The sequence below is a fragment of the Streptococcus azizii genome, from assembly GCF_001984715.1.
Taxonomy (GTDB): Bacteria; Bacillota; Bacilli; order Lactobacillales; family Streptococcaceae; genus Streptococcus; species Streptococcus azizii.
The window spans coordinates 189,282-214,746 of record NZ_MSPR01000002.1; the positions used below are offsets into that span (position 1 = coordinate 189,282).

Below are 25,465 nucleotides of genomic sequence, written 5' to 3' on the forward strand. Positions count from 1 at the left end.
GAAAACGATTTCAATTTTTATTGAAAAAAAGTGGAAGGTTTCTTGGGACTTTATAAAAACAAGTGGAATGTCACAAGGAGGACTTTGGGGGGAAGGATACGAAAAAAGATTGCCCTAGCAATCTGAGAAGGTAGACAAACTTCTAAACTGTCGAAAAATAGCAAATTCAGAGTGTGAACCTTATCTGAAGTAGCTCTTAAAAATACTGAGATAGCGGTATTTTTGGCAAAAGAAAAAGATTGAAGAAAATGAGCCGAAATGGACTTTTTCTTCAATCTGAGATTGCCCTAGCAATCTTTCCCTATCTAAAATAATGCCTTTCTTCCTAATCCCGCGAACCAAAGATGCGCAATAGGTTCAAGAAAAGGTTAATAAAGTCCAGATAGAGGGACAAAGCCATAGAGATAACCCAACCTTGACCGACCTCGCCATTGGTCTCTTCAAAGATATAGCGGATACGTTGATTGTCATAAGCGATTAAACCTGAGAAAATCAAAACTGAAATGATGGAAATGATAAAACTCATACCCGAGCTTGCAAGAAAGAGATTGACAACACTGGCGATAATCACTCCAAACAGGGCTGCATAGAGTGCCTGCCCCATACCTGAAAGATTTCTCTTCGTTGTCAAGCCAATCACAGCCATTATCGCAAACATCAAGGCGGCTGTTAGAAAGGCTGTTGTAATGGTTTCACCTGTATAGGCGAGTAGCACGATACTCAGTGTAAAGCCATTCATCACCGAATAAGCTAGAAACATTGGCAAGGCCAAGGGGCTATTTTGAGCCGCCATACGAGAAGCTGCAAAGACGAGACCAATTTCAACTATCATCAGCAGCCAGATGACAAACGACCCTCCTAGCAAGAGATTGATGGTAAAGGTTCTAAAAGCGGTCATAGACAGGTAGGCTACCAGAGCGGAAATCCCTATCCCTGCTGCGACAAAGCCATAAATTTTGCCAAAGAAACGATTCAAAGCGGTATGATCCACTTGAGTTATAATATGTGGTTCTTGATTCATCCTAATCCTCCTCTAATGAATAACGATTTAATAACCATGAAAGCGGCGCTGTTTCCACATTTTTTGTAAGGGAAGCGTTGCCTCTTTTATGGCCCAATACTTATCGACACAGGTCACAATCCAGGCTTCCTTGTAACGCGGTGGGGCAATCGTCGCACCAAACATGTGCTTAACAATGATATCTTCTTCCACCTTGTTCAAATCAGTCAATTTCTCAGCATTGCGCTTTGCAATCCGTGGATGAACCCAGGCATGACTCTTTTTAAATTTGGTCTCACGCCAATCGTAATAAAATAAATCATGCAAAAGACCACCGCGCGCTGTTGACTTGGCATCCCATCCTAGTCTCTTTGCAATTTTATAACTGGTATAGGATACATTGATGGAGTGTTCCAAACGGGTCGAATAATAATGATGAGGGATTGTCTTGAGTTTCTGTACCTTGGGCTTTTCTATTAAATGCCCGACATAGGCCATATACTCTTCATCTTCTGTATAGGGTGTCATTCTATCACCTCGTTTTCTATTATACCATACATTATAGCTTCTAGCTTAAATAAAGCTAAAAAGAAGAATACCCGCAGCCACCGCCACATTCAAGCTCTCTGCCTGGCCTGGCATGCTAATATGAAGTAAGGTGTCTGCCTGACCTTCGACTACTGTTGAAATTCCCTGTCCTTCATTCCCCATAATAATAGCAAATGATGCTACCGCAGTAACTGCCTTATAGTCAATAGAATCTTTCGATAAAGTGGTTGCCAGTATCTGTACCCCTTGGTTTTTGAATTGAGCGAGTAGCTCCTCTATAGCGACTCGATAAATGGGTAGATGAAAATGACTCCCCTGCATAGACCGCAGTGTCTTTAAGCTGTAGATATCCGCAGATTTATCTGATAGAAAGACTGCATCATAGCCTGCCGCATCTGCTGTCCGCACCATTGTCCCAAGGTTTCCTGGGTCCTGGATATCTTCTAGGACCAAGTATTTTCCTCCAAACTCTTCTGGCATCTCAGTCTTTGGGAGGGCGACTTGTGCAACAACCCCCTGCGGTGTCTGGCTATCTGCTAACTCCTGTATGATTTCAGAACTAACGACCGTCACAGGAAAATCTCCTATCACCTTTGGATAGGCTTCCTCTGTAACAAAGACCCGCTCGATGGTAGCATGTGCCTGACAAGCCTCTTCAAATAAATGCCAGCCCTCAATCAAATAGGAGTGCTTGCGATACTTCTTTTGGTGCAGTTTTTTTGTTTCCTTAATCAGTCGGTTGGACTTGGAACGAATCACTTCCATACAATTCCCCATTTTCTTTCACTATCAACAATGATATAATAAAGTAAAGGTCTTGTCAAAAGGAGAAACGCATGCAAAAAGTAAAAATGATTGCCTCTGGTCGGGTACAAGGAGTGGGCTTTCGCTGGGCTGTCCAGTATCTGGCAATAGAAATCGGCAATATCTACGGCCGCGTCTGGAATAATGCAGACGGAACTGTGACCATCCTCGCCCAATCGGAAAAACCCGCCAAGCTCAGTCAATTCATCCAAGAAATTCGCAAGGGACCCTCTCGAATGTCCAAGGTAACCTATCTGGATGTATCCCTTGCAAACTTTGAAACCTTTAAGGACTTTCGAGTCAAGCAGTGGCATTAAAGACTTGTATATTTTCTCCAAAACAAGTAAAATAGGGTGTATCATGTAAAAAAGGAAATGCGAAAGTGAAAAAATCAAACCGTATTGTGTTGTCAGGACTTGTCCTATCTATGCTCTTCTTCCTATCTGGTTGTGTTCAGACCAAAAATGGTGTCCCAACTGGAGAAGGCTGGGTCTACAAACTCCTCGTTGAGCCGATGGGAAATGTCATTCAATTCTTTGCCGAAAATCAGGGGCTAGGATTTGGGTTAGCGATTATCGTGGTCACCATTTGTGTTCGCTTACTCATCTTGCCACTTGGAATCTACCAATCTTGGAAAGCTACCTACCAGTCTGAGAAAATGCATTATCTCAAACCGATTCTAGGACCCATCCAAGAGCGAATGAAAAATGCGAGTACCCAGGAAGAGAAATTAGCTGCCCAACAAGAACTCTTTGCTACTCAAAAAGAGTACGGAGTCAGCATGTTTGGTGGGATGGGATGCCTCCCACTACTCATTCAAATGCCATTTTTCTCAGCCCTCTTTTACGCAGCTCGTTATACAGAAGGCATCGCAGAAGCGAGCTTTATGGGAATTGCGCTTGGCAAGTCTAGCCTTATTCTCACAGCTGTAGCTGGTATCCTCTATTTCTGCCAATCCCTTCTCATGCAGGTCGGCATGGAAGAAGAGCAAAGGCAGCAGATGAAATCAATGATGCTGATGAACCCGCTCATGATTGTTTTCTTCTCATGGAGTTCTCCTGCTGGTGTAACCCTCTACTGGGTAGTCGGCGGACTGATTGGAATCGTCCAACAAGCCATTACCAACTTCTTTCTTAAGCCAAAACTACGCAGACAGATTGCAGAAGAATTTGAACAAAATCCTCCAAAACCAATCCACACAAGCACTCGTGTCAAGGATATAACACCGAGGACAGATACTGCGATAACAACAGCATCATCGAAAAAGAAAAACCGCAACGCTGGGAAGCAACGTTCACGGTAAATACATTATATCCATATAGGTAGACAAAAACCCTGTTCTTCAGGGTTTTTATACTCATTTAGTTTAACTTTTATTACTTCGTTAACTCGCTTTGCCGTACTCCAGTACAGCCTGCAGCTCGTTGCCTAGTACTAAAAGTAAACTAAACAACTATATCATGCTTGTTAGCACTTTATCTTATAGTCAATAAAAATTAAAAGGATACGTCGTCAAGAGTCTCGGTGAGTTGAACACTGTGTCAGCCTCCTATTTTTCGGTCGCTTTTTTCATTGACTAATCGACATAAAAAAAGACCAGCACGAAAGCTGGTGCAGGAAACATCGGTCCTAATCCTCTTTAAAAATCAAAAGGATACGTCGTCAAGAGTCTCGGTGAATTGAACTCGGACTACAACTCACTGACAAAAAGATAAATACTCCTAGAAGCAGAGGCTTCTTCGTCGCATTTCCTATTTTGTCTAGGAGTTGTTTTACGTCCTCGTATCTTGACGAGTGAAAAGCTCCAGTGGAGGTTTTCAGCCTGTTCCCTTAAAACAAGATGGAACAGAGTTCTACCTTCATCTTCGATTATAAGGAAATTAGCGGCGCTAATCTCATTTCCAACCTTTCACAATTCTCAATTGTGAAAGCTAGTCTACTTTTGATTTTTATTGAGTATAAGTCGAGGTACCGGCTTCCCTAAAGTTCTCTAGTAAAGCCTCTAAAACGCTCGACCTTTATTTCGTTTTTTCTACCTTGATGATTTTCACATCATAGCTGCCAACAGGTGTCTGAACAGTAACAACATCGCCCGTTTTCTTACCGATAAGAGCTTGGCCAATAGGACTTTCATTTGATACCTTATTAGCAAAGGCATCTGCCCCTGCCGATCCCACAATCATATAGACTTCTTCATCTGTCTCACCAATCTCTTGGATTGTCACTGTCTTGCCAATCGCTACTTCATCTGCCGCCACAGCATCGCTGTTGACAATTTCTGCATAGCGGATTTTGGTCTCAATCATAGAGATTTGCCCTTCGACAAAGGCTTGCTCATCTTTTGCTGCTTCATACTCAGAGTTCTCTGACAAATCGCCGTATGAACGCGCAATCTTGATCCGCTCGACAATCTCCGGACGACGTACGAGTTTTAACTCTTCTAATTCTTTTTCCAATTTTTCCTTTTCTTCAATAGTCATTGGGTAGGTTTTTTCTGCCATATTTTTATTCTTCCTTTATGTTGATGATATCGTAACTGCTGTGATGAAAACAAAATTATGCGGAAAACCACATAATTTTATTTAAGCCAGTACTCTAATTGTTTACTTTACTGTTGACATATTTTTCAACGTTTTGATTATGCTCTTCACCTGTCTCAGCAAAGTAAACAGCGCCTGTCGTTACATCTGCTACAAAATAATAATAATTTGTTTTATTTGGAGCAAAGGTTGCTTCAATCGCAGAAAGGCTCGGGCTATCTACTGGACCAGGCATCAAGCCAGTATTGGTATAAATATTATAAGGTGATTGAATACCAGTATCAATCAGGGTGTCTTCTTTCAAGGTCGTCTTTTCGCCCAACTTATCCATTGCATATAAAATAGCAATATTTGATTGGAGAGGCATGTCAATATTTAGACGGTTGAAAAATACACTAGCGATGTTGCGCCTGTCCTCATCAGTTGCCCCTTCTTTCTCAACGAGCGATGCCAGGGTCAAGAGCTGATTGACATTCAGGCCTTTCGCTTCTAACTGAGCGTAGTAAGGCTGCAGGCGGCTATCCATGGCTGCAAGCATCTGTTCGATGAGTTCTTCCATCGTTGTCTTTGTGGAATACTCATAGGTCGCTGGGAATAAATAACCTTCTAAGCGGAACTTGACACCACTGTCTGGAGCAGGTAAATGACCCAGTAACTGTGGATAGGCTGCCACCATTCGATTGATAAATGCTTCATTTTGAATAGTTTCAAGAAAAGCTGCTTCTGTGAACGGAGTCTTATCTTCCTTATCCGATGTATGAACATTGTCTGTAATCGCTCGAGCAATCTGCTTAATCGTGTATCCCTCTACAACCAATATCTTTCCTGCAATTGGCTCTTGAGCTGTTTCCGTTCCGCTTTCTTGCAAGGCCTTGGCCAGTTGGTCTACAGACATAGATTGACTCAAATTGTAGAAGCCACTTTGAAAATTATTATAGCTTTTTAATTTTGAGTAATAATTAAAAATCATTGCATTTTTAATTAGATGATGTTTTTCGAGAATCTGCGCAATCTCCTTGGTAGAAGACCCACCTGGAATCTCCACTTGGACCATTTCCGTAGCCTGAGCATTTACCGGCTCTAGACTTGACTTGATGTAAAAGCAGACTGAAAGTCCTGTTATCACTAGCAAACAGACGACTGTTAGCATCACAAATTTTACAATTCGCTTGGCCACAGTATCTTGTTTTTTCCGATTTCGGCTCCGTCTTAATCGCATATCTGATTGGGGGTCCTCAAAAATCCTATTCATATCAGGCGAGACAATCGTCTCTTCCAAGAGTTCTTCTTCGCTAACCATTTCAGTCAATGATGGACGTTGAAGGTCTAGCGTATCTGTCAAATCCCCTTCCAGCCATTGATATTCTGAAGTGTCAGAGAGAAAATCAGCTTTTTCTGAAGCAGATGTGGCTTTGATTCCTTCTAGTTCACGTAAAATTTTATCACGGAAACCAGAAGACGGCACATCCTTTTCACGTGCATCTTTTGTCACTATAAAGCTCCTTTCAAACAGTTACAAGCCATTATATCCTAAAAGCACTACAAAATCAAGCAGGCTGGTATATCATGGACAGGACCAGTACATATCATACCAAATTTTGCCCCCAAACTGAGAAGTGGAGAGCCCTAGATTTTCAAATTGATACATCCCGTAGTAAGACAAGAGGTAGTCTTTACAGGTTAGACTAATTCCGTCGTAAGAGCCTTGAACTGCAACCTCCTTGATGGCTGCCAATAACAAGGTGCCTACTCCCTGTCCCTGGTAGGCTTCTGCCACAGAAAGACTGACGATGGCTAAATATGGTAAGGGACCCGCTACAGGTTCACGTCTTTCAAATAAATCGTCTGTTACAGTCGCATGCTCTGTGGGAAGGGCTAGGATATAGCCACTTACTTTACCGTGATCTTCTATGACGAGACAGGTCTTTTTCTCATGCTCCAAATAAGAGCCTAGGACTCCTTTTGCAATCTGTTCTTCTGGACTGAAATTAGCCTGCTCAATCCTATTGATCTCCTCAAGATCCGTCGAACTCGCGTATCGAATCTCCATATCTCTCCTCTTTATTGTATGGTGTTGTAGCTTTAAATATAGAATAGACCAATCACTCACTACTTGCAAAATAATACTCTATAAAAATATTTTCTCCCCTAATGCTCCTAGACAATAACTGTTTTAGGGTCTGGGATAGGATTGTTAATACTCAATAAAAATCAAAAGTAGACTAGGAAACGAAGCCGAAGGTAGAACTAGCGTTCACCAAGGCAAGTTGACGAAGTATCCTTTTGATTTTTAAAGAGTATAAGTCCCCAGACTCACCAATGAGGAATAACACTCGAAAAGAGAGTCATTCCCGTCCGGACTATTTCAAGGGAATCGTCAAAGATACTCACGATTGTCTAAAACACATAAACAAGAGGTTGAGCTTGTCAGTCCCAGCCTCTATTTCCTATTGAACGTTATGCGATAGATTGGATAATAGACGTTCAAATGAGTATTCATAGGACTGAATGTCTCCTGCCCCCATAAAAACATAGACAGCCTTGTCATGATCCAGCAAAGGAGAAGTATTTTCAAGTGATATAATCCCTCCTTTTTTGGTAATCTTAGCCGCCAAATCTTCAACCTTCACTTGACCATTATCGGTCTCTCGGGCAGATCCATAAATCGGAGCCAAGTACACCGCATCCGCATCGCTCAGCGCCAGGGCAAACTCGTCTAGCAGAGCAATGGTTCGCGTAAAGGTATGTGGCTGAAAAATCGCCACGATTTCTTTACTTGGGTATTTTTGTCTAGCTGCATCAATCGTTGCACTGATTTCAGTTGGATGGTGAGCGAAGTCATCAATAATCACCTTACTATTCACAATCTTTTCAGTAAAGCGGCGCTTTACTCCTCCAAAGGTTCTAAGATGTTCTGCCACCAAGCCCAAATCGAATCCTGCAATAAACAAATTCGCAATAACGGCTGTCGCATTCAAGATATTATGGCGTCCAAAGGTCGGAATTTGGAAGTCCCCCAGCTCCTGTCCAGCATAGCGTACCTTAAACTGCGACCCAGTCGTTGAAGGGCGCAAATCGTAGGCTACAAAGTCATTGTCCTCGCTAAAACCGTAATAGTAGATTGGAGCAGTTGCTGTAATACGACGTAACTGCTCGTCTTCACCATAGACAAACAAGCCCTTTTGTACTTGTTTGGCATAATCATCAAAGGCATGAAAGACATCCTCTAGGCTGGTAAAGTAATCTGGATGGTCAAAGTCAATATTGGTAATAATACTATATTCTGGATGATAGGGCATGAAATGGCGCTCATATTCATCTGATTCAAAGACAAAATACTGGGCATTTTCTGAACCACGACCAGTCCCATCCCCAATCAGATAGCTGGTATCCGTGATATTGCGCATCACGTGTGCCAAGAGACCTGTTGTTGAAGTTTTTCCATGTGCTCCTGCTACTCCAAAACTGGTAAAATCACGCATGAACTGACCAAGAAACTCATGATAACGTTTATAGGAAAAGCCAGTTGCATCTGCATAGGCAAGCTCTACATTATTCGTTGGTCGAAAGGCGTTTCCCGCTATCAATTCGACATCAGCAGTAATGTTCGCTTCGCTAAATGGGACAATCTCAATCCCTGCTTGTTCAAGGCCACGCTGAGTAAAATAGTATCTCTCAACGTCACTTCCTTGAACCTTGTGTCCCATTTGATGCAACATCAAAGCCAAGGCACTCATTCCTGAGCCCTTGATCCCTATAAAATGGTAATTTTTTGTCATTCCAATCCCTCTTCCATGTGTGTTAGGTTTAACTCCTGTGCCATGCGTCGCTCCCGTTGCACCTTGCGCTCTGGGTAATTATACACTTGACTTTTCCTTAAAAAATCATAGGAATTTTTTCTGACAGGCACTTCCTGCTCTCTGTCTTCTTTTTGCAAGGAATAAACTGCGGGCATATCTGCCAAAATATAATCTGTCTGTTGTAATCGATTTGCCAAAGCTGTTAGCTGAGGCACTGACTTTTTGACCAGAGGTGCTGTTACCTGATGTTTTTCTGGCAGAATGTGACGAGGTGGTTCCTGATGTAGATAAGAGGCTGAGCGCTTTTTCTTCAAATCTTCACGCGCCGTCTCACGCGCCAACTGCCCTTGCGTTTTAACCTGTGATGTAGTGACTCCTTGAGAAACCGGCTTTTGATAACGCTCTTTTCGAGAGTAGGGGCTTGGAGTCGCTTTAAAAAGCGGTGGTAACAGGGCTTCTTCTGTACCACGCTCCTCTCCGCTATACGGTGAACCAGCTTGACTGGCTACCTCTTGTCCAAATTCCCTATCCTGATAAGGGCCCTTGATATTACTAATCAAGTCCCCCTCCTCATATAATCTCATATCAGGATTTTCTCCCACTATTAACTCATCGTCAGCTACTAAGGGAAATCTTGTCTGCATTCTCATCATACAATCTTCCTTTCAAACGACTATTATACCATACCTTGCCTACTTTGACTATCTTTTTTCTTTTTAAACCACCCCATACAGGCGATAAGAAAGCCATAAGAAAACTGATAAAGAACTCAACGAACGAAAAGACTGTCTCCTTACGGCTTGTTTCTGTCCCACCTCCATCAGAGACCCAATATTTCTCGAATGTCATCTACTGTCATAGTAGCACGGCTTTCATTGCCATCAAGAACGGTCGTCACTAGATGTTTCTTGCTTTCTTGCAACATCTGAATCTTTTCCTCGATGGTGCCACGGGTAATCAGACGGTAACATTCAACTTTCTCGGTCTGGCCCATACGATGAGCACGACTGATGGCCTGAGCCTCTACAGCTGGATTCCACCAGAGATCCACCAGAATCACGCTGTCTGCTCCTGTCAGATTGAGGCCTACACCACCTGCCTTTAGAGAGATAAGGAAGGCATCTTTGCTCCCTGCATTAAAAGCGGTTGTCATTTCCTGGCGGAGATTGGCTGGGGTAGAACCTGTCAATTTATAACTACTGAGACCTATGGCTTCTAATTCTCCCTCAATCCTATCCAACATAGTACGGAACTGAGAGAAGATGAGCACGCGGTGACCCCCTTCTTTTAGTTGAAGCAGTAGCTCTCGCAAGCTCTCTAACTTCCCACTTTCTCCCTTGTAGTCTGGCATAAAAAGACTAGGGGTATCACAAATTTGACGTAGCCGAGTAATACCTGCTAAAATTTCCATCTTCCTCCGCTGAATCTCCGTATCGCTAGCCTTCCTAACGGTTGAGCGCATTCGCCTCAACTGGGCTAAATAGATCCTTTTCTGATCGGCACTCAATTCATTTAAAATATTGGTTTCCAATAAATCAGGCAATTCTACGAGCACATCTTCTTTCTTTCTACGCAAGACGAAAGGCTTGATGATACGGGCAACTTCTCCTGCTGAGAGCTTGGCAAATGCTGTCCTATTCGGTAATAAGCCCGGTAAGACGATTTGGAAGATCGACCATAATTCTGACAGATGATTTTCAATCGGCGTTCCCGAAAGGGCAAAACAATTTCCCACTTCAAACTCTCTCAAAAGTTGGGTAATCTTGCTCTGGGTATTTTTCATGACCTGTGCTTCATCCAAAATCAGATAGTCATAGTGATACTGCCGATATAGCTCAATATCCTGTCTAAAAGAAGGATAGCTTGTAATGGTGATTTGATGCCTCTCGTGAATCTGTTCCCATCGCTTTTCCCTGCTCCCATAGACTACTCCCACATCCAGAGTCGGCGCAAAGGTCTGGCACTCGCTCTGCCAGTTGTAAATTAAACTGGAGGGAGCTAGGATGAGGACCTTCGTATCCGTTTCCATACGACCGCTCAAAAAGGCAATCGTTTGTAAGGTCTTTCCTAGCCCCATATCATCGGCCAAGATACCGCCAAAACCATAGTGGTCCAACATCGATAGCCATTTTACCCCCAGGCGCTGGTAGTCGCGTAAGTCCGCTTTCAGTTGGAGCTGGGGCAACTCAAAGGATTCCGGATGGGCTAAATCATAGGCTAATTGCTGGAAATCCTCCGAAAATTGAACGGCGTCTTTCCCGGCCCAAGTCTGGGCTAGTTGATAAGAAGCGAAGCCTCCAAGTGATAGGTGACCCTCTGATTGATAACGAGCCCTCAAGTCCCGCAGGGTCTGGCTCAGTCGTCTTGTTTCCTCGTCAAAGAACAAGACCTTCCCTGACTGACTGGTAAAATGCGTCGCTTCTTCCAATAGAGCCGCTACCGCTTGATCGATTTCTTCCTCAGCAATTTCTTTAAAATCAAAGGAAATATCCAGCAAGGAGCCTCTCTTTTCTACCCGAATAGTCGGCTGAGTATCTATCAGCCTTTCTTCTAACTCGCTCGATAACCGCACCTGACCCAAGGCCCGAAATCTCGGTAGGGTCTGCCGAAAAAAACCATACCATTCTGCAGGCTGAAGTTCAGGATGATGGGCAACAAACCCTCCTTTAAACCCTTCTTCCCTGATGGCCTTCTCTACCTGCATTAAATGTTGGAAATGATAAGAAAAAGGTAAGAGACTGAGCTCTTCTTTACTCGTGACCTGCTTCTTGTCAAACGCCAAGGTTAGACGCAGTTCAATCTCACCATCAGATTGCAATGAAAGGTGAAAATGGGGGCGAAAATCTCGAATAGCAAAACGTTTAGGAGCCTTAGTCTTGCCTACTAGCTGTAGCTCCAACAAACTCAAAGCTAGACGTTCTTGATCTTGGAAATCAAATTGGACCACCTTTTCTCCAGCTTCATTTGGAACAATCGTCTTGAGCCTAGCTAGTATCCGCTCCTGTCTCCTATCTAGATAGTACAGGCGATTATCCACTAGCAGGTAACGCCCCCTAAACAAGTCCCGAAAAGATTGCTCCTGAACCCGCAACTCTATCATGGATTGATGAACGACTACTTCAAAAAAGTAGCAGCCCGCATGAGCATCCAAGGGCAGGAGCTGTAAATGTTTATACTTCTTCGTATCATGGTGAAACTCAAAAGATTCTAATCGCATCAGGATATCTAACCCCTCTTCAAAATTAGAAAGCGGCAGGCGTAAATGCCGCCCATAGTGAGCCAGTATCTCAAGATCTCCTGCTTTCTTGTCCGGAATTAAGCGCCACAAAAAGACCACCAAATCTTGACTGGCTGCATCAAACTGCTCAAAGGTAATCGGCTCGTAATAATGCTTGCCAATCTGATAATAGCCTCCCTCCCTTACTGTCTGTAAAAAGGCCCCAATATCACGAATGATGTAGTGTCTTGAATCGATACCCCGTTGAATCTTTATCGTCCAGTCAATATTGTGGTCAAAGAGCATCATCTGCCCTTCAACCGCTAAACGATAGTGAACAGGAAGGTCCTGACCGGTCTCTAAAATACCATCTAGGAATTGGCTCCCAAAATAGGTCCTGCGCACCGTTTCCTCATGCTCTTTTTTTCCGATGGAAAGCTGTTTTTCTAAACTCCTTCCTTCCACATCATTTTTCAAAAAGTATTCGACCGCAGCTAGGTGCTTGCAGTAGCCTTTTTGAGCAAATATCTCACAACTACAAGACTGTCTCCCTTCTTCTAGGGCATAACAAAAATCCTCTTCTTCAATCTTTAAAAAAAGTTGCCTATCTTTTAGCTGCTTGACTGCTACTTGTCCTCTTTCGTAGAGCAAGATTCCTTCTTGACGAACCCGCCCTGGCATCAATCGACTCATATCTACTCCCTTTCTCTATCCTTTCATTATAGCATAGATGCTGCCATAAGACTTTTGCTCTTGTCTTTCTTTCAGAAAAATATCTATTCTAATAAGGCTTAGAAAGACCATTCCACTGAAAAACGCTAAAAAACACAGACCGATAACAGGAGAATCTGTTTCTGTCTGTGTTTTGTTTATGAAGAGCTAATTTTTAAACTTTAACTTCTAGCAAGCCTAAATCCCCATCCTCACGTTTGTAAATAACATTTGTGGTTGAATCCTTAGCGTCTGTATAGATGAAGAAATCATGCCCTAGCAAGTCAAGTTGTAGAATAGCTTCTTCCAAATCCATCGGTTTCAAATCAACTTGTTTGGTACGAACAACTTTTACATCTTCTTCAACCTGCTCTACTAACTCTTCGGTGAATAACTGGCTGGTAGATACTTTCTGACGATTCTTCTTTTCAATCTTTGTCTTATTGCGGCGGATTTGACGTTCAACCTTATCCACTACCAAATCAATGGACCCATACATATCCTGAGAAATGTCCTCTGCACGAAGAGTAATCGATCCCAGAGGAATCGTCACTTCCACTTTTGAGCGTTTATCACGGTAGACTTTTAGATTTACTTTGGCATTTAATTCTTGATCTGCATGGAAATATTTTTCAATCTTAGCCACTTTTTCTTCGACATAACTACGAAGAGCTTCTGTTACCTCAATATTTTCTCCACGAATGCTAAATTTAATCATAGTACATACCTCTTTCTAAGCTTTCGCTTTTGTTCACTACTATTATACCACATCACCATTCTTTTGCAAGCGTTTACTAACGGGCGAGTGAAAAACTTTTGACTGTTTTCGCTCCTTCTTTCATCAGCAGTTGCCTAGCTAACTGTATGGTCGCTCCTGTCGTATAAATATCATCGACTATGATAATCTTGTCTGGAATAGTGGCTTGTTCTCTGATGGAAAAAGGTTGATGGAGGGACAGGCGTTCCTGCCGCGTCTTTTCTGATTGCTTTTTGGTCTCTTCTTTTTGAAGGAGTTCTTGAAAGGAAAGACCTGCAGCAGTTAGTAGACCGCTCACTTGATTGAAGCCCCTTTCTTCCATCCTATGCTCACTGAGCGGAATAGGGACGAGGGTATAGCTCCCTTTACCTTTAAAATATTTCTTTACTTCAGCTGCAAATACCAGGCGCAGGAGATAGTCTCCGAGAAATTTGTAGCGACTGATATAGTCCGCCATCTGCTCATTATAGCGATAGAGACTTTCGTGACTAACCATCCTGCCCTTTTTTTGCCAATACACACAATCGGCACAACACTGTTTCTCACCTTCTTTGAAACAGGTTGGACAGTGCCTGTCAGAAATGGGCAGGAACTGCTCCTTGCACTCCCTACAGACGCCGTCTGCTTCCTTCTTTAGTAAAAGAATATCTGAAAATAGCAAGCGCTTTTTAAGAGCTTGCTGACACAGTAGACATACTGCCATAACCTGCCTCCTTATTCATCACTTGAATATCTCGAATTGCCCGTTCAATCGCACGGTTGGTCCCGTTTTGAAAGAAGAGGACTTCTCCTGTCGGCCGCTCCATGCTTCTGCCTACTCGCCCAGCAATCTGAATTAAAGAGGATGAAGTAAACAGAGGATGATTGGCTTCGATGACAAATACATCCACTTTAGGGAAGGTGACACCACGCTCCAAAATCGTTGTCGCAACAAGAATGCTACTCTCCTTCTTTCGGAAGCGGGCAACGATTTCAAGGCGATTCTCTGTTTGGCTGGAGACAAAATCGATAGCCCCATTAGGAAAATAGTTGGCTAGTAGGCGGGCAAAGCGCTGGCCCATTTGAATTTCCGGCAGAAAAATCAGCAAGGGATAGCCTGTCTGCTGTTGCTCTGCTATCTTGTGAACCAGTTTGGAGGCAATCCTGTTCTTCCTTAGGGAATCTTCAAAATGAGGTAGCCATACCTTTTGTGGAACGACTAAGGGGTTGCCGTGGAAACGCCGGGATAGGCGGAGCAAGCGCAAGGTTCCTGCACGGACTTTTTTGTCCAGTTCATCCGTCGAGGTAGCAGTCAACAATAGGACTACTCCCTCTTTTTTGATAGCATTTTCTACTGCTCGGTAGAGCATGGGGTTATCCACATAAGGAAATGCATCCACTTCATCGACCAAGACCAGGTCAAAAGCACGATAAAACTTAAGCAACTGATGGGTCGTCGCAATCACTAGGGGCGTACGAAAATAGGAATCACCTGCGGCGTATAAGAGACTGATAGGACAGGTAAAATCCTCTTGCAATCGCCGATGCAATTCGATACAAACATCGATCCGTGGACTAGCTAGACAGACAGCGCCACCTGCATCAAGCACATCTGCAACCACCTGATAGATCATCTCCGTCTTTCCAGCACCTGTCACGGCATGAATCAAGGTATCTTGCCGTGCTTGAAAATTGTGACGCAACGCATCTGAAATCTCTTGCTGCCAATCGGTCAGCTGCCCTTGCCATTTTAAGGACTGTTGCGGCAAAAACACCTGCTGTGGAAAAACGTACAAATCCTCATCTGTCCGTACACGTCCGAATACGATACATTCTCTACAATACAAGGCACCATTGGGGAGTCGATGTTTCTCTTCAAATACCGCTGAGCAACGGAAACAGCACCTGTCAACCGTCTGGCTTGCCAGCCTGTGAGCCTGCGAGCGCTCTTGGTCAGTCAGTTGGTGGTGGGTAAACAAGCGTCCATAATAATTGGTTAGATCCTTCATACTTATTATATTCGTCATTACTAGGAGTAGAACACTTGTCATCTTCAAAAAAACTTAGTACAATCATGATATGAAAGAATATAAAACCATCGCTACTGACGGTTTCGCAGAAGAAGATATTAAAAAATCTCGTTTTATTTGCCATTTAAAGCGAGTCGCTTCAGAAGAAGAAGCCCGTGATTTCATCAACACAATCAAGAAAGAGCATTACCGCGCCACCCATAACTGCTCTGCTTTTATCCTAGGTGAAAATATGGAAATAAAGCGTTCGTCCGATGACGGAGAGCCTTCTGGAACTGCCGGTGTCCCCATGCTCACAGTCCTAGAAAACAATCAGTTGACCAATGTAGCTGCCGTCGTAACTCGCTACTTTGGCGGCATTAAACTGGGAGCTGGAGGCTTGATTCGGGCATATGCCGGTGCTGTCGCCCACGCTATTGCTCAACTAGGAATGGTCGAAGTCAAAGAGCAACAAGGAATGGTCATTACGATGAACTACGCCCAGTATCAGGAATTTGCTAAATGGCGGATGACCCACAACTTGGAAGAATATGACACCGAATTTTTGGCAGATATTCGGACCATGATTTTCACCGATAAAAAGGACAGGCAAGATATTATCAGTAGCCTGACCGAATTTTACCATGGAAAAATCCAGGTTACCAGTGCCGATTCCCGTATCGTTGAAATTCCTGTGCATTAAAAACAGCTATCACCACAATAGGTTTTTTATATTTTACAAATACTAACGACCAGAGTATACTGATAGCAACAAGAAGTGGAGGTGCTGTATGGCTATTTATCAAAATATTACTGAATTAGTTGGGAATACCCCTATCGTGAAACTCAATCATCTCGTACCCGAAGGAGCAGCAGATGTTTATGTAAAACTAGAGGCTTTCAACCCTGGGTCATCTGTGAAAGACCGGATTGCCCTTGCCATGATTGAGCAAGCCGAAGCAGATGGTAGGATTAAACCGGGTGATACGATTATTGAGCCAACCAGCGGCAATACTGGAATTGGACTGTCCTGGGTCGGAGCTGCAAAAGGTTACAAGGTGATTATCGTCATGCCTGATACCATGAGCATTGAGCGCCGTAAAATTATTCAAGCCTACGGAGCAGAACTGGTTCTAACTCCAGGAAGCGAAGGAATGAAAGGGGCTATCGCCAAAGCTCATGAAATCGCAGAAGAACGAGGCGGTTGGGTGCCACTGCAATTTTCAAATCCTGCCAATCCAAAAATCCACGAGGATACCACTGGTACAGAAATCCTAGAAGCCTTTGGTCCCACAGGACTCGATGCTTTCGTTTCTGGAATTGGAACAGGTGGCACCATTACGGGGGTCTCTCGTACCCTTAAACAGGCTAATCCTGCTATCAGCATCTACGCTGTCGAAGCCGATGAATCAGCTGTCTTATCCGGCGAGGCACCTGGACCGCATAAAATCCAAGGAATCTCAGCAGGATTCATTCCAGATACCTTAGATATTCAGTCTTACGACCATATTATCCGCGTCACATCAGAGGATGCCTTAGCAACTGGCCGAGCTGTCGGAGGAAAGGAAGGTTTCCTTGTCGGCATTTCTTCTGGTGCCGCTATTCACGCTGCGATTGAAGTGGCAAAAGAATTGGGAACCGGTAAAAAGGTATTAGCCATTCTCCCTGACAATGGAGAACGTTACCTATCCACTGTCCTATATGAAAATTAGCAGTTTGCATAGCCTTTTCCATAACCTAATACCCAATAAACATTAAAAGTAGACATAAGATACAATGTCCACACCTCAACGAGCAGTCCATTAGTTATTATTCTACGAGCGAGTTTTAGTTCGCTCGTTTTGTCTTATAGTTCTCCAATAAATCGGTAATGTAGTTCGATAGTGACTTGTCGTTTTTTGCCACGTCCAGTTGGTTGGTGAATGATAATTTTGTCAATTAACTCATTCACTAACTGCGTTGTTAAAGTTTCGAGTTTTGTGTATTGGCGGATAGTTCGCATAAACTTGTCAATGTTTTCCGCAGATTCGGTCTGGCTAATCAGAACCTCTTGAAATTCCTGAATTTGTTGGTTGAGTTCAGCTTGTTCACTTTCGTAGCTATCCGCCAGTTTTCGAAAACGCTCGTCGCTAATGTCATCCAGCAGTTGCTTTTCATAGAGCCTTTGGATAATTGTGTCTAACTCCAGCGAACGTTTTTTGGCTTTATTTAACTGTTTGCGTAAGCTATCCTGCTTTTTACTCTCTCGAATGTCGAAGCGAGACTTCAGTTTTGTGAGCAATTCTTCCTCGTTAAATTGAATAGAAGAAATTAGTTGCTGAAGGTCGCCTAACACTAATTCTTCCAGAGTTTCTTTGCGAAGGTAATGAGAGCCTGAACAGGTGTCGCCAGCTCGGTGATAGCGATAACACTTGTAGTGGTCAAGGTTTGTGTTGTCTTTTTGTTGTGGGCAAAAACTGAGTTTGTGTCCATTTTCGCAAAAGACCAACCCAGCGAAGAGATTTTCGTGTCCAGCGGTATCTTTCCAGTGATTCTTGCGTTTTACTCGCTTATGACCAAGCATTTTGCGTGCCATTTCGAAATCCTCCTGCGAAATAATCGCTTCGTGTGTATTTGGAAAAATCAACCAATCTTCTCGAGGTCGCAATTTGCATCCTCGTTGTTTGTAGGAAATTTTTGCAGTCTTGAGATTGATTGTTGCACCAGTATACTCCTCTTTCTCGAGCATCTGGCAAATCATCTGACTTTTCCAGTGGAATGGGTCACTTTCAAGAACTCGATAATTTGAAATCCCCAGCTGTTTCTTGTAGTTGGCGGGTGTCAAAATCTTGTCTCTTCGAAGCCCTCTGGCAATTTGGCAAAGCGGCTTGCCTGCGAGGTATTCTCGAAAAACTCGCTTCACAATTTGGCTGGCATAATCGTCAATCAGCCACTCCTTGGGATTTTCTGGATTTTTGAGATAGCCGTATGGGGCAATCCAGCCGATTTTCTCGCCAGTCTTTGCCTTGGTGTGCTTAGACAACTTGATTTTTTCACTACACTGAAGCGAATACCAGTTATTAAACAGGGACACCAGAGGTGCGAGGTAGGCATCTTGGCTGTTGCGTTTGTTACTGTCCAGATTTTCATTCAAGGAGATGAAGCGGATATTTTTTGACGGAAAAGTGATTTCGGTCAGTTGCCCAGTCAGGAGGTAATCTCGGCTGAGACGGCTTAAATCTTTGACGACAACTGCTTGGATTTTGCCAGTCTCAACTAGGTTCATCATCTTCTGAAAGTCCGGTCGCTGAGCGTTCGAACCTGAGAAACCATCGTCCACGAAGAAGAATGGATTTGGCAAGTTTTCACGCGTAGCCACTTGAGCGAGGATCTGTTTCTGATTAGAAATCGAGTTACTCTCGCCTTCGTTAGCGTCTTCAGCGGATAAGCGACAATACAGAGCGGTTATCCTATCTGGTAGATTTTCCAAATTCTGCGTTTTGATTTCTTCAAATGTCAATGTACTTTTGTTCATAGTGTGCTCCTTTCGATTCACCTATAACCCACTGACATGATAGCTCTCTTGGGGCGAAAAGTCCAGTCAATTCTTCTCCAAAATCAAGCGCTGGAGTTTCTTCTCAAGAGTTTCTTTTCCAGTAAACCTCCTCACAATCACGAATGTCACTTTGCCGATTTTACGCTTCTGTTCCTTAGTCATCTCGTCCTCCTAGTATAAAACCTGAAAATTCGTCCAATGTTACCACTTCAAAAAGCTCCCAGTAAGCGTCTAAATCTTCTCTAATTCGATTCAAAATGCCTATCTTCCGTTTTTCATCTGGCACAATCCAAACCACCAATGGGAAGACCTCGTTTTCTCGTTGCTCAATACCTGTATTGAAGTAGGCGATGTATTGCTTGCATTTGGCAATCACTCTGCCGATATGTTCCGTGGCGTTGTCTGCCTCGAAGAAATAGGCATCTTCGAAGTCACCAATGATTAGTTTCGCGAAAGCGTCAGGCTTGAGTGTAAAATGTGAAAACAAGGTCGCAAAGCTCCGCCAACATTTTGGTTCAAAGGAAAAATCTTCCAGAAATAGCTTGTTTTCACTGTGAAGTTTGTAGAGTTCCACAAACAACTGTGTCACGAACAGCTGATGTTTGAGGTGGTTGCGTATTGGCTCATAACGATTTTTCAGTTTGAGTTTCACACTTGGCTCAATCTCGCGCAGAACCTTAATTCCTTTGTGTGTGATATACCAAATGTAGGAACCGCTCCCAGCTCGCACGCCACCAATTCGGCGTTCCAGATGATGGATAAGCCCAAGGTTGGATAGTTTTTTGGTGAGGAGATTGGCTCGCCTTGTGGCTGTTTTAGGTTTATTCTCTCTGAAATACAGTTCCACTAATTGTTTGGTTGTGGCGTAGCGACAACGGTTGAGTAAGCTCAAAACTTCATAATCTCGTTTAGTTAACCTCATCTGAAACCTCCTTTTTCTTTCGTCCAATGCCAGAAAGTGGTTTTGTGATGTTTTTGGTCGGTGCTTCTTCGTTGAAAGTTGAACCGTATCGTTTGAAACTCTCGCCATAAATCTCATCTTTCTTGCGAAAGGCAGGTGGAGCTGGTAGTGTTTTGGCAGATAACCATTTGAAAGTATTTTTCACGATTGGCACTTTGACATAAACCTGAAACGGAGGCAATTTGTAAAAATCCTCTGCAGAAAGTTCAGGAACAAGCCCAGCCAGTTCCTTGGCTTCGTTCATTGAAAGCCCAAAGATAATCTGGTTGTGGCAGTTGGCATAAATGGACTCTCGAAGCGATTTGGGGAACTGTTTCGAAAACTGATTGGCCAAAATATAGCCAACACCTAAACTTCGAGACATGGATAATGCATCTTCTAGAGGAACCGGTAATTTGAGATAATCCGCAACCTCATCAATATAGATGAAGACAGGCTTTCGAACGGTTTCCTTGGCTCTCAGAAGTGTCAATTGGTACAAACAGCCCAACAAAATCGCTCCGATGAATTTGGCATTTTCTGCACCGATTAAGCCTTTGTTTAGCGGAACAAGTAAGAGTCTTGGCTTGTCGAAAATGTCTTTCAGTGGGAATTTGCCTGAAGATTGTCCTAGTACCGCTCTCAAGGCTGGACGAAGCAAGACGCTCCGAAATTTGTTAAGGACTGGAGCAATCATGGTTTGCCGAGCGGAGTCGCTCAAGGTGTCGTAACCTTGCCAGAAATCCAGCAAGAATGGGTCTGAAATAGTTTTCAAAAGGTCGTGCCGAAAGGCTTTGTTGGTTAAGAGTTTTGGTAGGTCAAGGAGCGTCGAGCCGTCCACTTTTGCTAAGGTGTGAAAACTATGGCTGAGAATATCCTGCGTGTAAATACCCCAAGATTCTTCAAATATTTCTTGAAAAACACCCAGAAGTATATCTGCAACCAATTCTGCTGGAACGCCGAATTTTACCAAGTCGAAAGGGTTTATTGAAACAGCCTGTCCAGCTTGGCTAGGGTCTAAGATCACCACATCAGAGTCTCGTTCCTTGGGCAGACGTTCCAGAATATCTGAAACCAGGGTTGCCTTGGGGTCGATCACTACCGCAGACCGACCATCATGAGTATCCGCTAAAATCAAGTTGAGCATAGCAGTGGATTTTCCACTCCCAGTGCCACCCAAAAGCCAAGTATGTGACAATCCCTCTCGCGCTGGAATACCGATAAACCTCGGGGATTTTTCCAAACTATATCCAAAGAGACGTTTGGTATTTTGCGAAAAGCCAATTGGTGGTAAAATAGTTTTGGGCGACAGAGATGATACGCCTCTATATTGAGCATCGCCAGCTGGTAGTAAGAAGAGGCTGGCGAGTTCAATACTTGAAAGAATCGTCTGGAAGTGCCACGGCAAATGCCCGTGGTTTAGTTTTTCTGCCGAAGTTGGCTTGGCGTGGAATTTAGATCCAGCTCGCTCCAAAATTCGAAGTGAAGCCAAAACACTTTTCAAAATTTGAATTTCTCGTGCCTTATTGTCAGCTCGAATACCAAGACGCAAGCTAACTTGAAACTGACTATGATGAAGTTTTTCTCGTATCAGAGCCTTGCTATCTGACGAAAGTGGCGGAATATTACCAGTCACTTTTTGCCAGAAAGTAGCGTCTGGATTGCCAAGTTCCTTGAGAATTGGTTTTGGAGAGGAGGATTTACCGACAATCAACTGGAGAACAATCTCTTCATTTCTTTTTAAAGTGCCAGATTGCGACAGGAAACTCCGAACGAGATTGTCTACTTCTTTGGTTTTTAAGGCGTAGTGATTTTTTGATAGAATGATGTTATAGGCTGAGGTCACTTTTGCTCGCTTAGTTTTCTCAAAACGAACAGGGTTGTGTGCGGTCATCATTTCTTTCAAGAATCGCAAATCAATTGAGTCAGCTCCGATAAGGTGGCTGGCTTTTTCTGGTGTCAAACGAATTTCCCAGACAAAGGGCTGGCGACGAGAATAGCCGTTGAGTTGCGTTGTAAAATTACAGATAGTTTCGAATTCGAAAGGTCTCGTCCAATCCATACTTTGCCACGACAGATGAGTTGGTCTTTTCATACTACCTCCAATCCTGATGATGTTTGATGAGTTTTATGGCGACGTAAAAGCCTAAAGACATTATAGAGCCAACCACCAATTCCAGCCAAATATCGACCAAAAGCTGGACAGAATAATTGACTAGTATCGCCAACAGGCAGAAACCGACAATGTAGCCTATTAACTTTTTCATTCATCCTGTCCTACCTTTCGAAAATCTCGAGCATCTTTCAAGTATTCTGGGACTGGATAATTTGGAATGATAACGTCGCTCTCGATTTCATTGCCCCAAACGCTCCAATTTTTATCCGATGGTACGGGACGGCGGGCGAAGAGTTCGAGGTAGTCGCCACCTGAACAGCGTTCGATGATACTGTAAAGTTCTTCGGGCTTATGAGAATGGTCTTGAACGGGGAATATTCCCCAGTTGATTTGCCCCTTGAATTTGATAGGAGCCTTGCCTCGTGTGGCAAATATGACTTGTTCTGTGGCATTTCGGAGATAATTTCCTAAGCCGAGGCGTGGCTTAACCCAAGTGAAGATAGACTTTGGCTCAAAGCCCCAGGCTCGCACCACGTCGAACGATTGTTAGAGAACGGCTGGATAAGTCCAAAGCCAGAGGTGGGCGTTGTCTTCGGCGAGGTCTGCGATGGGCATCTTTTTGATGTTTTCCACTGTCATCAATTTATAGTGTTTGATTGCTCCGTGCGTACCTTTTTGAGCCACGTCCCAAGGTGGGTCTGCGAGAATGGTTTTGAACTTTTTAGGCGAGTGTTGGTTGGTAGTATCTTGATTTGTTTTCATTTGAAAATCCTTTCTGTCTTGTCAGACGCTCCAAGAATACCTCAGAAACAAGGGATTTCAAACCGTGAGCAGTTTGAACTTTTGGAGCGATGCGAACGCCAAGAACAGAGGTCAGGCGGAATTTTTCCGCCCAACTTGTTCGGTGTTGTAAAAAATACTTAAAATCGTCTCCTTTCATCGAATAATTCTTTCAATAGTTGGTTTTGGGCTTTTAAGAAGTCCTCATTCACCGCTTGGCGGGTTTCGAGAAATTCTAACAGAGCCAATTCTTCTTGAGAATAAGTTTCTGCTTGTTCTTCCTCTTCGCCCAAAGCAATCAAGAACAGACCAAGAAAGAAGATAAACGCCAGACCAAGAAAGCACCAGATTTGCCAGTTTTCCATAAGTGCCTCCTATTTGAACCGTTGAATCGAGGCGTAAGTGAATGCCTTGATAATAAAATCCGTCCGCTCCAGGGCTTGGGGATTTTGGGCGACAATCTGGCTTTCCAGCTCTGAAAGCGTGGCGACCTTGTTCAAAATATCTTGAGCCAAAAGCTCGTTGGCTTGAACAACTGCCATATCTTGCGACAGGTTTCGAGCGATTGCCAGCTTGGCTGGATTGAGAGCGGTAGCTGGCAGAGTTTCTGCTTTGTAATGTTGAGGTAGATTGGACATAAGAATCCTCCTTTTGATATAATTGGGTTAGCTAACTTGGTTACAGTATAGCAAGATAAAGAGCCCAATTTTTGCCAAATCCTTGCGATTTTATTGCGAAAAGGAGATAAAATATTCACGGTCAAAAACTTACTTCATTTACTAGAAAAAGAAAATCGATGTTGGAAAAATCCAACCTCGATGACAAAGGCTATTTTGATGGCACTTACAGATTATTATTACCCCAGTGACGTTGCATCAAAGGTCTTTTCTGGGGTCAATCAGGGGAGAAATATTTTCTTCGAGATTGAAGATTTAATCTCTGCCGAAGGTTTTCAAACTTATATCGCGAGCGTTGAGCTAAGATTACGAAATCAAAACTTCCGAAATGGTAATTTTGATATCCAGAAAATGCTCGAGGCAGTTTACGGATTAATTAAAGAATCTTCCAATCTGAGTCAAGAAGTTTATCTAGGCTTGACTCAATCCTATGTCAAAAATAAAGACAACCGACCGTATTTGTTCTTAGCTGAGAGCTTTTACTATGCTTTGGTTTGTCGACACAATAAAACTGCCAACTATAATAACGCAAAAGTTTCTGAAGTGAAAAATCCCCCAACTCTGCCAGCTTGGGAAAATGAACTAGACGAGGTAGCCCTTAACGGAAATATTCCTCCTAAATTTTGGGCGACGGTTGAGCAGATGACCAGCAAAGAGATTTCTGTTTTCAAGACCTTGGCAAAATTAGTGATTATTGACGAAGATGAGGAATATTATCTCTACGCCCCAGTGACTACTGAGGAGATTCAACTTTATCAAAAATTCGGGATTGGCAATGCGGAGTTTCTTTTGATGGAGGAATTTGGGCTTATCAATATTGGGGCAAGGGTGGATAACCCTGTTTCGGTAGAAGACGAGCTTGCGGGTTTCCAAAACGATAATTTGGTTTTTGCGTTCAAAACAGATGAAGAGCCGTTTGATATAACTTTCAAAAGTTACAGTTTTACGACTGTCGGCTTGAAACTTTTGGAAATTTTAGAAATTGAAACAGATGATGATTTTTTTGAAAAGCTAGCCAAGTTATTCGCCCGACAATTAGCTGGCTTGCCGATTGATTTTTACCTTGCGCCAGTTGAGAAGGTGGAGGAGGCAGGAAGTGTGGAAGAATTAGAGGGGTATCGATTATCGTAAAAATACCCCAGCTTATTCAGCTGAGGCATTTCTAATCATCCCATTCTTTGATAAAATAAACTTCCGTATGCAAAACCTCAAGCAAGTTTTGATAAAATTCTTTTTCGGTTTGGCTTTCGATAACCGCTTGAAGTTTTACCATAAATTCCCAAAGTGTAGCGTTAATTTCGTATAGTTCAGTATGTTTGGTAAATTGTTCGAAACTCGTTACAGCGTAGCTCATAACACCATTTTTTACAGTTAGGCTAGAAATAAACGCTGGCAAGCTTATGGCTGGCAAATAGGCTCCAAGTTCGGTACAATCCCACTTTGCCGTTTCTGGTATCAAACCCCAAAAAGTTTGTTGGCGGATTTCTTCGCTAAGTGTTATTAATTCTTGTTTAGCTTTGTAGTCGTTCATAATTTCCTTATCTGTTATCTATTATTACTGGACAATGATAACTCTCTCCAGTAAGGAAGTCCAGTCTATTTCGATGTAGTTTTTACAATCTGAAAATGGATTTCAAAATCAGAGTCTGATGAATATTTTAATGCTAAAACAGATGTTATATGGGCAGGAATTGGCGATACGGAGGATTAATTATCAAAGGTAGTTATTCAAATATTAATAGACATTTTTTTGATACAGTATGGGAAATTCATATTGAGCTTGATTGATTTTGAGGGTGGCAATGGCTGGTTTGTTTTTGTGAATTAGGTATGCCTCCCGTATCCATTACTAAGAGTTATAGGAGTTTCTATACAGCAGTAATAAAATACCTTGACCACCCTAAAATAACCCAGAATAGATAATAAGTCGCCTGACGAAACACCTCAGAAACGGCGGTGGTGCGCCAACAAAATCTCACTCGAAACGAATAGCGATGCGAATACTAAAACCAAGCAAAAACGGCTAAAATCTTCAGCCGTTTTAGTGTATA

The 25,465-nt window shown here is 43.0% G+C and carries 24 protein-coding genes and 1 pseudogene; 5 read left to right on the forward strand and 20 right to left on the reverse strand.

What is annotated here, in order from left to right:
• Positions 1-325: 325 nt before the first annotated feature.
• From BVE84_RS02175 to BVE84_RS02185, 3 genes are read right to left on the reverse strand one after another with little or no spacing between them, the layout of a single operon-like run.
• Positions 326-1,021, reverse strand: a complete 696-nt coding sequence (locus BVE84_RS02175) for a Bax inhibitor-1/YccA family protein (RefSeq protein WP_076995444.1) — start codon at positions 1,019-1,021, stop codon at positions 326-328.
• Positions 1,022-1,048: 27 nt separating this feature from the next.
• On the reverse strand, positions 1,049-1,528 hold the full coding sequence (locus BVE84_RS02180) for an HD domain-containing protein (protein WP_076995445.1): 480 nt from the start codon (positions 1,526-1,528) through the stop codon (positions 1,049-1,051).
• Positions 1,529-1,573: 45 nt separating this feature from the next.
• Entirely contained in the window at positions 1,574-2,314 is a 741-nt protein-coding gene (locus tag BVE84_RS02185) for a TrmH family RNA methyltransferase (RefSeq protein ID WP_076995446.1), read from the reverse strand.
• A gap of 71 nt (positions 2,315-2,385) precedes the next feature.
• Between BVE84_RS02185 and BVE84_RS02190 the strand changes: the two genes are divergently transcribed.
• The gene (locus BVE84_RS02190; RefSeq protein WP_076995447.1) at positions 2,386-2,670 is read left to right on the forward strand and encodes an acylphosphatase; all 285 of its coding nucleotides are present in this window, start codon (positions 2,386-2,388) and stop codon (positions 2,668-2,670) included.
• A 65-nt stretch (positions 2,671-2,735) separates the two neighbouring features.
• Positions 2,736-3,656, forward strand: coding sequence for a membrane protein insertase YidC (yidC, locus tag BVE84_RS02195; protein WP_076995448.1), 921 nt, complete (start codon positions 2,736-2,738; stop codon positions 3,654-3,656).
• A gap of 715 nt (positions 3,657-4,371) precedes the next feature.
• On the opposite strand, the gene greA is transcribed toward yidC, so the two are convergent.
• From greA to BVE84_RS02240, 9 genes are all read right to left on the reverse strand, one after another.
• Positions 4,372-4,854 carry a transcription elongation factor GreA gene (greA, locus tag BVE84_RS02200; RefSeq protein ID WP_076995449.1) on the reverse strand — a complete coding sequence of 161 codons (483 nt, stop codon included), beginning with the start codon at positions 4,852-4,854 and terminating at the stop codon, positions 4,372-4,374.
• Positions 4,855-4,948: 94 nt separating this feature from the next.
• Positions 4,949-6,406 carry an endolytic transglycosylase MltG gene (gene mltG / locus BVE84_RS02205; RefSeq protein WP_083708187.1) on the reverse strand — a complete coding sequence of 486 codons (1,458 nt, stop codon included), beginning with the start codon at positions 6,404-6,406 and terminating at the stop codon, positions 4,949-4,951.
• Between the two features lie 51 nt (positions 6,407-6,457).
• A complete protein-coding gene (locus BVE84_RS02210; RefSeq protein WP_076995450.1) occupies positions 6,458-6,943 on the reverse strand; it encodes a GNAT family N-acetyltransferase in 486 nt (161 codons plus the stop codon).
• Between the two features lie 397 nt (positions 6,944-7,340).
• A complete protein-coding gene (gene murC / locus BVE84_RS02215) occupies positions 7,341-8,672 on the reverse strand; it encodes a UDP-N-acetylmuramate--L-alanine ligase (RefSeq protein ID WP_076995451.1) in 1,332 nt (443 codons plus the stop codon).
• Positions 8,669-9,346 (reverse strand): divisome accessory protein ZapJ, encoded by a 678-nt coding sequence (zapJ, locus tag BVE84_RS02220; protein ID WP_076995452.1) that lies wholly within the window; start codon positions 9,344-9,346, stop codon positions 8,669-8,671. Before zapJ ends, murC begins: the two co-directional genes overlap by 4 nt.
• Before the next feature lie 167 nt (positions 9,347-9,513).
• Complete coding sequence (locus BVE84_RS02225) at positions 9,514-12,603, reverse strand: pilus expression-regulating Snf2 family helicase (RefSeq protein WP_076995453.1); 3,090 nt, start codon at positions 12,601-12,603, stop codon at positions 9,514-9,516.
• A gap of 193 nt (positions 12,604-12,796) precedes the next feature.
• Entirely contained in the window at positions 12,797-13,339 is a 543-nt protein-coding gene (gene hpf, locus BVE84_RS02230; protein ID WP_076995454.1) for a ribosome hibernation-promoting factor, HPF/YfiA family, read from the reverse strand.
• A 76-nt stretch (positions 13,340-13,415) separates the two neighbouring features.
• Entirely contained in the window at positions 13,416-14,081 is a 666-nt protein-coding gene (locus tag BVE84_RS02235; RefSeq protein ID WP_076995455.1) for a ComF family protein, read from the reverse strand.
• Positions 14,047-15,366 (reverse strand): ATP-dependent helicase ComFA, encoded by a 1,320-nt coding sequence (locus BVE84_RS02240; RefSeq protein WP_076995456.1) that lies wholly within the window; start codon positions 15,364-15,366, stop codon positions 14,047-14,049. The genes BVE84_RS02235 and BVE84_RS02240 overlap by 35 nt, the downstream gene beginning before the upstream one ends.
• A gap of 70 nt (positions 15,367-15,436) precedes the next feature.
• Here BVE84_RS02240 and BVE84_RS02245 point away from each other — a divergent pair, with 70 nt between their 5' ends.
• Positions 15,437-16,069, forward strand: coding sequence for a YigZ family protein (locus tag BVE84_RS02245; protein ID WP_076995457.1), 633 nt, complete (start codon positions 15,437-15,439; stop codon positions 16,067-16,069).
• A gap of 88 nt (positions 16,070-16,157) precedes the next feature.
• Positions 16,158-17,078, forward strand: coding sequence for a cysteine synthase A (gene cysK, locus BVE84_RS02250; protein WP_076995458.1), 921 nt, complete (start codon positions 16,158-16,160; stop codon positions 17,076-17,078).
• A gap of 134 nt (positions 17,079-17,212) precedes the next feature.
• Here the strand turns inward: cysK and BVE84_RS02255 are convergent, their stop codons facing one another.
• The 7 genes and pseudogenes from BVE84_RS02255 to BVE84_RS02280 all read right to left on the reverse strand — a co-directional run bounded on the left by BVE84_RS02255 (position 17,213) and on the right by BVE84_RS02280 (position 23,375).
• A complete protein-coding gene (locus BVE84_RS02255) occupies positions 17,213-18,865 on the reverse strand; it encodes a recombinase family protein (protein ID WP_228062149.1) in 1,653 nt (550 codons plus the stop codon).
• An 81-nt stretch (positions 18,866-18,946) separates the two neighbouring features.
• Complete coding sequence (locus BVE84_RS11365) at positions 18,947-19,063, reverse strand: hypothetical protein (RefSeq protein ID WP_341864563.1); 117 nt, start codon at positions 19,061-19,063, stop codon at positions 18,947-18,949.
• Complete coding sequence (locus tag BVE84_RS02260) at positions 19,056-19,823, reverse strand: replication-relaxation family protein (RefSeq protein ID WP_076995460.1); 768 nt, start codon at positions 19,821-19,823, stop codon at positions 19,056-19,058. The genes BVE84_RS11365 and BVE84_RS02260 overlap by 8 nt, the downstream gene beginning before the upstream one ends.
• The gene (locus BVE84_RS02265) at positions 19,810-21,936 is read right to left on the reverse strand and encodes a type IV secretory system conjugative DNA transfer family protein (protein ID WP_076995461.1); all 2,127 of its coding nucleotides are present in this window, start codon (positions 21,934-21,936) and stop codon (positions 19,810-19,812) included. The genes BVE84_RS02260 and BVE84_RS02265 overlap by 14 nt, the downstream gene beginning before the upstream one ends.
• Before the next feature lie 168 nt (positions 21,937-22,104).
• A pseudogene (locus tag BVE84_RS02270) lies at positions 22,105-22,719 on the reverse strand (MT-A70 family methyltransferase).
• A gap of 158 nt (positions 22,720-22,877) precedes the next feature.
• Positions 22,878-23,102, reverse strand: a complete 225-nt coding sequence (locus BVE84_RS02275; protein ID WP_076995462.1) for a hypothetical protein — start codon at positions 23,100-23,102, stop codon at positions 22,878-22,880.
• 9 nt (positions 23,103-23,111) lie between these two features.
• The gene (locus tag BVE84_RS02280) at positions 23,112-23,375 is read right to left on the reverse strand and encodes a hypothetical protein (RefSeq protein WP_076995463.1); all 264 of its coding nucleotides are present in this window, start codon (positions 23,373-23,375) and stop codon (positions 23,112-23,114) included.
• Positions 23,376-23,555: 180 nt separating this feature from the next.
• Here BVE84_RS02280 and BVE84_RS02285 point away from each other — a divergent pair, with 180 nt between their 5' ends.
• On the forward strand, positions 23,556-24,545 hold the full coding sequence (locus BVE84_RS02285; protein ID WP_228062150.1) for a DUF2806 domain-containing protein: 990 nt from the start codon (positions 23,556-23,558) through the stop codon (positions 24,543-24,545).
• Between the two features lie 31 nt (positions 24,546-24,576).
• Here BVE84_RS02285 and BVE84_RS02290 read toward each other — a convergent pair whose 3' ends face one another.
• Entirely contained in the window at positions 24,577-24,945 is a 369-nt protein-coding gene (locus BVE84_RS02290; RefSeq protein ID WP_076995464.1) for a hypothetical protein, read from the reverse strand.
• Positions 24,946-25,465 lie beyond the last annotated feature (520 nt).

Coding starts and splice junctions, on each gene's coding strand:
- BVE84_RS02175 (WP_076995444.1), bottom strand. CDS start 1,021: ATGAATCAAGAACCACATATTATAACTCAAGTGGATCATACCGCTTTG.
- BVE84_RS02180 (WP_076995445.1), bottom strand. CDS start 1,528: ATGACACCCTATACAGAAGATGAAGAGTATATGGCCTATGTCGGGCAT.
- BVE84_RS02185 (WP_076995446.1), bottom strand. CDS start 2,314: ATGGAAGTGATTCGTTCCAAGTCCAACCGACTGATTAAGGAAACAAAA.
- BVE84_RS02190 (WP_076995447.1), top strand. CDS start 2,386: ATGCAAAAAGTAAAAATGATTGCCTCTGGTCGGGTACAAGGAGTGGGC.
- greA (WP_076995449.1), bottom strand. CDS start 4,854: ATGGCAGAAAAAACCTACCCAATGACTATTGAAGAAAAGGAAAAATTG.
- BVE84_RS02210 (WP_076995450.1), bottom strand. CDS start 6,943: ATGGAGATTCGATACGCGAGTTCGACGGATCTTGAGGAGATCAATAGG.
- murC (WP_076995451.1), bottom strand. CDS start 8,672: ATGACAAAAAATTACCATTTTATAGGGATCAAGGGCTCAGGAATGAGT.
- zapJ (WP_076995452.1), bottom strand. CDS start 9,346: ATGATGAGAATGCAGACAAGATTTCCCTTAGTAGCTGACGATGAGTTA.
- BVE84_RS02225 (WP_076995453.1), bottom strand. CDS start 12,603: ATGAGTCGATTGATGCCAGGGCGGGTTCGTCAAGAAGGAATCTTGCTC.
- hpf (WP_076995454.1), bottom strand. CDS start 13,339: ATGATTAAATTTAGCATTCGTGGAGAAAATATTGAGGTAACAGAAGCT.
- BVE84_RS02235 (WP_076995455.1), bottom strand. CDS start 14,081: ATGGCAGTATGTCTACTGTGTCAGCAAGCTCTTAAAAAGCGCTTGCTA.
- BVE84_RS02240 (WP_076995456.1), bottom strand. CDS start 15,366: ATGAAGGATCTAACCAATTATTATGGACGCTTGTTTACCCACCACCAA.
- BVE84_RS02245 (WP_076995457.1), top strand. CDS start 15,437: ATGAAAGAATATAAAACCATCGCTACTGACGGTTTCGCAGAAGAAGAT.
- cysK (WP_076995458.1), top strand. CDS start 16,158: ATGGCTATTTATCAAAATATTACTGAATTAGTTGGGAATACCCCTATC.
- BVE84_RS11365 (WP_341864563.1), bottom strand. CDS start 19,063: ATGACTAAGGAACAGAAGCGTAAAATCGGCAAAGTGACATTCGTGATT.
- BVE84_RS02260 (WP_076995460.1), bottom strand. CDS start 19,823: ATGAGGTTAACTAAACGAGATTATGAAGTTTTGAGCTTACTCAACCGT.
- BVE84_RS02265 (WP_076995461.1), bottom strand. CDS start 21,936: ATGAAAAGACCAACTCATCTGTCGTGGCAAAGTATGGATTGGACGAGA.
- BVE84_RS02275 (WP_076995462.1), bottom strand. CDS start 23,102: ATGGAAAACTGGCAAATCTGGTGCTTTCTTGGTCTGGCGTTTATCTTC.
- BVE84_RS02280 (WP_076995463.1), bottom strand. CDS start 23,375: ATGTCCAATCTACCTCAACATTACAAAGCAGAAACTCTGCCAGCTACC.
- BVE84_RS02285 (WP_228062150.1), top strand. CDS start 23,556: ATGACAAAGGCTATTTTGATGGCACTTACAGATTATTATTACCCCAGT.
- BVE84_RS02290 (WP_076995464.1), bottom strand. CDS start 24,945: ATGAACGACTACAAAGCTAAACAAGAATTAATAACACTTAGCGAAGAA.